The organism is Nitratidesulfovibrio liaohensis (genome assembly GCF_011682075.1).
GTDB classification, from domain to species: Bacteria; Desulfobacterota; Desulfovibrionia; order Desulfovibrionales; family Desulfovibrionaceae; genus Cupidesulfovibrio; species Cupidesulfovibrio liaohensis.
Genome location: NZ_VSMK01000165.1, coordinates 1 through 5,476 on the forward strand (window position 1 = coordinate 1; position 5,476 = coordinate 5,476).

4 protein-coding genes and 1 pseudogene are annotated in these 5,476 nt (G+C 68.4%); 1 reads left to right on the plus strand and 4 read right to left on the minus strand.

The window, feature by feature from the left end:
* A partial coding sequence (locus tag FVW27_RS06885; RefSeq protein ID WP_167123843.1) for a deoxyribodipyrimidine photo-lyase occupies positions 1–1,332 on the plus strand: 1,332 nt, incomplete at its 5' end.
* A 155-nt stretch (positions 1,333–1,487) separates the two neighbouring features.
* On the opposite strand, the gene FVW27_RS06890 is transcribed toward FVW27_RS06885, so the two are convergent.
* The 4 genes and pseudogenes from FVW27_RS06890 to FVW27_RS06905 all read right to left on the minus strand — a co-directional run.
* Entirely contained in the window at positions 1,488–1,898 is a 411-nt protein-coding gene (locus tag FVW27_RS06890) for a DUF4911 domain-containing protein (protein WP_341806102.1), read from the minus strand.
* Positions 1,899–2,120: 222 nt separating this feature from the next.
* Positions 2,121–3,191, minus strand: coding sequence for a M24 family metallopeptidase (locus tag FVW27_RS06895; protein WP_167123846.1), 1,071 nt, complete (start codon positions 3,189–3,191; stop codon positions 2,121–2,123).
* A 37-nt stretch (positions 3,192–3,228) separates the two neighbouring features.
* Complete coding sequence (locus FVW27_RS06900; RefSeq protein WP_167123848.1) at positions 3,229–4,596, minus strand: protoporphyrinogen/coproporphyrinogen oxidase; 1,368 nt, start codon at positions 4,594–4,596, stop codon at positions 3,229–3,231.
* A 208-nt stretch (positions 4,597–4,804) separates the two neighbouring features.
* A pseudogene (locus tag FVW27_RS06905) lies at positions 4,805–5,476 on the minus strand (glycosyltransferase family 2 protein); the annotation flags it as partial.

Here is a 5,476-nt window from a genome sequence, read left to right on the forward strand (position 1 = left end):
GCCCGCGACAACTGGGCGCTGCTGCACGCCCATGCCGAGGCCGCCCGGCTGGGCGCGCCGCTGGCCGTGGTGTGGTGCCTGGCCAGCAGCTTTCTGGGGGCCACCATCCGCCAGTTCGGCTTTCTGCTGCGCGGGATGGAGGAAACCCGGCGTCATCTGGCGGCGGCGGGCATCCCCCTGGTGGTGCTGCGTGGCAACCCGCCGGAAGAAGTGGTGGGCTATGCCCGCGCGGTGCATGCCTCGCTGGTGGTCACCGACTTCGACGTGCTGCGGGTGAAGCGGGCGTGGCTGGCATCCGCCGCGCGGGGGCTGGCCGGGGTCTGCCCCCTGCACGAGGTGGATGGCCGCAACGTGGTGCCCTGCCGGGTGGCCTCGCCCAAGCGTGAATACGCGGCCCGCACCCTGCGCCCGAAAATCCATCGCCTGCTGCCGGAATTCCTGGCGCCCCTTCCCCCGCTGCCCTCCGTGTCTTCCGGGCCGGTGCCCCCGTGGACGCTGCCCGTCCCGGAGGTTGACTGGGCATCCCTGCGCGACAACCTGGCCGTGGACCGCACCGTGGCCGAGGTCCGCCCGCTGCCGGGCATACCGGACATCGCCCCCGGGGAGGACGCCGCCCGCGCCGCCCTGGACGATTTCATCCGCGCCCGTCTGCACCGCTACCACCTGCGCAATGATCCCAACGCAGACGGCGTGTCCGGCCTGTCGCCGTACCTGCACTTCGGCATGCTGTCCGCCCAGCGGGCCGCGCTGGCGGCACAGGCCCATGAAGAGGCGCCGGAGGACTGCCGGGCCTCGTTTCTGGAAGAACTGATCGTGCGGCGTGAACTGGCCGACAACTTCTGTCTGCACGCGCAGGACTACGACGCAGTCACCTGTTTTCCCGACTGGGCGCGCGCCACCCTGGACAAGCACCGGGGCGACCCGCGCCCGGCCCTGTATGACCATGCCCAACTGGATGCCGCGCGCACGGAGGACCCGCTGTGGAACGCGGCCCAGACCGAAATGGTGGTCACGGGGCGCATGCACGGCTACCTGCGCATGTACTGGGCCAAGCAGATCCTGCTGTGGTCGCCCACGCCGGAAGACGCCGTGCGCGTGGCCGTGGCCCTGAACGACCGCTATTTTCTGGATGGCCGCGACAGCAACGGCTACACCGGCATCGCATGGTCAGCAGGGGGGGTGCACGACAGGCCGTGGGGCGAACGCCCCGTGCAGGGCACCATCCGCTCCATGACCTACAACGGGGCACGCTCCAAGTTCGACGTGGGCGCGTATATCCGGCGCATGCAGGCGCTGCGCGGCGGCGAGGGGGAGCAGGGGACGCTGTTCTGAACAGGGCAGGAGCCGACCTGCCATGGCAGGCAACAAACGAGCGGGGCGCACCATGTTGGTGCGCCCCGCTCGTTTGCCGTGTGCTGCAGAGGCGCGCGGGCCGGAACGTTGGCCCTGCCGTGTCTGTGTTGTCACGCCAGCGCTGCCCGCCGGTCTTATTCCACCTGTCGCGTCTGCACGCGCAACGGCGATTCGAAGACCGTGAAGGGAATGGTGGCGCGCATGGACTCCAGAAAGGCGCGCATCTCCCGTTCCTGATGCGGCGAGAACACGATCTTGAGCACGGCGTCCGCGCCGGGGGCTGTGGAGCCCTTGCCCATGCCGCCGGGGGGGCCGCCTTGCGGGCCGTGTCCACTCGGTACCGCGCCGTTGCCATCCGCGTCATTGCCATTCGCACTGCCCCCGACCCCGCGATCGAGCACGGTCATGTAGCCCAGGTTGTCCTGGGCCTCCAGCAGAAAGCGGAACATGGCGATATGCCGGGGCGCGATGCGCGCGTACAGCCGGGACGAAGTACGCGGCGGCGGCAGCGGCGGGGATGGCTTGCGGGGGCGTTTGCGGGCCACGGGGTCTCCTGCGGGTGAGTGTGGGGCGGCGGACGGGGGGATGCGGGAGCACAGGGGGGAGCTGGCCGCCGGTACGGGGGAGGTGCCCCGACTGAGCCATCGTGTCAAGCTGCCCGGCCTCGTTGCGATCCGGGAACCTTGCCCAGCCCTCCTCACGCGAAACGCCCGACCCCTCGCAGGGGCCGGGCGCATGCATTGCGGATTTCCTCGCCGGGGAGGGAGCTAGAGAATCTCCACCCCGTCCTCGGTGACCAGCACCATGTATTCCCAGCGGATGCCGCCCCATTCGGGGTAGTACAGGCCGGGTTCCACGGTCACGATCATGCCGGGCTTGAGGATCATTTCATTGCGCGGGTTCAGGCTGGGTGGTTCGTGGGTTTCCAGGCCTATGCCGTGCCCCAGCGCGTGGGTGAAGTGGGCGGCCACCCCTTCCGCCTCGAAGTGGGCGCGCGCGGCGCGGTAGGCATCGGCCACCGGCAGGCCGGGGCGCATGATCCTGATGGCTGCGGCCTGGGCGGCCTTGGTCTGTTCCAGCGCACGGGTGAAGTGGTCGGCGGGCTTGTCGCCCACCCAGAAGGTGCGGGTCTGGTCCGAGTTGTACAGGTCCAGCCGGGCGCCCACGTCCACCAGCACCGGGCAGTTTTCGGTCAGGGGCACGTCGCCGGGGGCGTAGTGGGGCAGGGCGCCGTTGGTGCCCACGCCCACGATGCTGGAGAAGGCCAGTTCGCTGGCGCCATGCTCGCGGAAGAACTTTTCGATGTCCCAGGCCACCTCGGCTTCGGTACGTCCGGGCACGAGGATGGTGGGCACCCATTCCATGAGCCGGTGGTTCAGCGTCGCGGAACGGCGCATCAGCTCGATTTCCTCGGGTTCCTTGATTACCCGCATTTCCTCGACCATGCCGTCGGCCCGTTCCATGGTCAGACCGGGCGAGACCTTGTCGAAGAAGTCCAGGGTCACGGCGCGCGCCTCGAAGCCCACGGTACCACGCATCTTGTCCTTGAGCAGCCCGTTGATCTGGCCCGGCGCGTCTCCGGAATAGATGAACACGCGCTCTTCGGGCCACAGGCGACGGGCCGCGTCGAGGTAGCGGGGGTCTGTGCACAGCCAGTCGTTGCCGTCGGCGGTGACGATGAGGTACCCGGCGCTCTCGTTCAACTGCACGTCGTGCAGTTCGAAGCCGGAAAGGTAGAACCGGTTGGCCGCGTGGCTGACCAGCAGGGCGGACAGGCCTTTTTCGCGCATGGCGGCGCGCAGGGTTTCGCGCCGCGCCTCGTAGCGTTGTGCATTCATGGTGGTCTCGGATCGACCCGCCGGTCAGGCGGCCGCATCACAGCTTGTAGGTGGTTTCCTCTTCGCCGAGCACCATGCGCCCGGCCCATTCCACGCCCTGCATGACCGAATGGTCCATGTTGGCGGCCTCGTACTTCCACCCGCCGAAGCGCCCGCGCGAGTATATGCCGTGCGCTTCCAGCCATGGCTGAATGCAGCGCAGGGCGTCATCGCGCCCCAGGGTGGGCACCGGGTAGCCGTAGTCCACGGCAATGGACCACCGCGACGCGATGCGCGCCGTTTCATCGGGATGGAGCATGGAGGTGTTTACAAGCCCCTCGATGGTCTTGTCCATCAGGGTGTCCAACTGCTCGGGCTTGTGGTTCGACCACGAGGTTTCGGCCATCAGCGCGCGCTGGTGGCCGGGCCGGGCCGCGTTGCGGGGCGAGTAGTTGTGGAAGTTGGTCAGGCGGTAGAAGGGCGCGTTGGATTCCGGAAAGTACATCCAGCAGGTGTCGTCATCGCGCGTGCCGTTCACGCCCACCCCGGCCACGAACACCCCGTTGCGGGCCAGTTGCCCGGCGGCGGCGCGCATGCCGTCGCCCACCATGGCGGCGGCGGGCCCCGCTCCGATCTGGTCGCGGATCAGGATATCCAGGGGGCCGGTGGTCAGCAATTTGTCGTAGGTGATGGTCTGGCCGTCGGCTGTATGCACGGCGCGGCTGGCCGGGTCCACGGCGGCCACGGGGGTGTTCAGGCGCACCTTGTCGCCCAGGCGCGCGGCCAGCCGGGTGAAGATTTCGCCGGTGCCGCCCTGTTGGGGAAAGCGGAACAGGTTGTTGGGGCCCCAGCTCACGTTGTCCAGTTGCAGCACCAGGTTGCGCAGCACCATTTCAAGGTTCACCACGCTGACCCGCTCGCCGATCCACTGATAGCTCATCATCTCGGCGGGGGTGGCCCATACCTTGAAGTTGTAGGGCCGCATGAAATATTTGGCGATGCCCGCGCCGAAGACGTATTCGAACCATTCCGCGAAGTTGGTGGGCGCCACTTCGCGCCGGTGGCCGGGCAGCAGGGCCTGCACGCATTCCCACTGCATGTCCGGCGGCAGGTGGCGGATGTTGTTCTGGAAGGGATAGGGCACCCAGCGCTCGGCAATGCGCACCCGCGCGATGCGCATGTGCTCCAGGTATTCTCCGCCCAGCAGCGCATCCACCAGATTGTCGAAATAGGTGTAATGCGAAAACACCACGTGCCCGCCGATGTCCCAGGTGAACCCCGCCGCGTCGCGGAAGCTGGCGGCCAGCCCCCCGGCGTAGGGGTTGCGCTCCAGCACCAATACGGAATGCTCGCCCAGTTCCGTCAGCCGGTGGGCCGCGCCAAGGCCGGTGGGGCCTGCGCCGATGATCAGGTATTTGACGTGCATATGGTGTCCTGCCAAGGGCGCGCGGTGCGTCCGCGCGGTAGCCGTGTGCCCCGGTGCGGGGCGTGGTGATCGTGGTGGTCCGGGGCTGCCGGGGGTATCGGCCAATCTGGCCAATTCGGGAAATAGTACCTGTTCGGGTAATCGTGCCTGACTGGGTAATCGTGCCTGACTGGCCCGACCCGGGCAAGCCCCGCCGTCACGCCTGCCGTCAGGAACCCGTCCGCGTGCCCAGAGCCGCCAGCTTGCGCAGCAGGTCGCGTTCCAGCGCCTCGAACTCGCGGCGGCGCATGGTCAACACTTCGGCGGTGTCGAACATGCCCGAAAGCTTGTACCGGTTGCCAAGGCCGTTGCCGAACTGTGCCGCGCCCATGCGCACGGCCTTGCCGCTGCGCTTCATGTGCCGCACGGGCAGAAAGCCGGTGTAGCAGGCCAGGCGCCCGGCACGTGCCCGGCGCAGGTCGTGTTCCAGGTCGTCGTATTGCGACGGTGACAGCGAAAGGGAAAAGCCCCCGCCCTCCAGCAGTTCCGCGGTGCGGAACATGTGGCAGCATCCGGTTACCGAAATGCACGGGCGCAGGTAGTCGAAGCGCCCCATGTCCGTGACCTGGGCGTGCAGGTCGCTGACGGAAAAGGGCAGCGCATGGGCGCGGGCCGGGGAAAAGGCCACCTCCGGCGACAGGGTGTCGCGTTGTGGTTCGCCGGTGGTGTTGCCCGTATCGTTGCCCGACGGGGGCGGGGTGTCGTCCGCGAAGGCGGCAAGGTCGGGCGGGGTGCCTTCCGGCGCGCGGAAGTGCGCGGTCAGGTGCAGGTCGGCGGACTGGACCATGTACGGGGCGTGCCAGTCCAGGGTGCGCCCGCCCCAGGCGGCGGCATCCGGCTG

Coding starts and splice junctions, on each gene's coding strand:
- FVW27_RS06895 (WP_167123846.1), bottom strand. CDS start 3,191: ATGAATGCACAACGCTACGAGGCGCGGCGCGAAACCCTGCGCGCCGCC.
- FVW27_RS06900 (WP_167123848.1), bottom strand. CDS start 4,596: ATGCACGTCAAATACCTGATCATCGGCGCAGGCCCCACCGGCCTTGGC.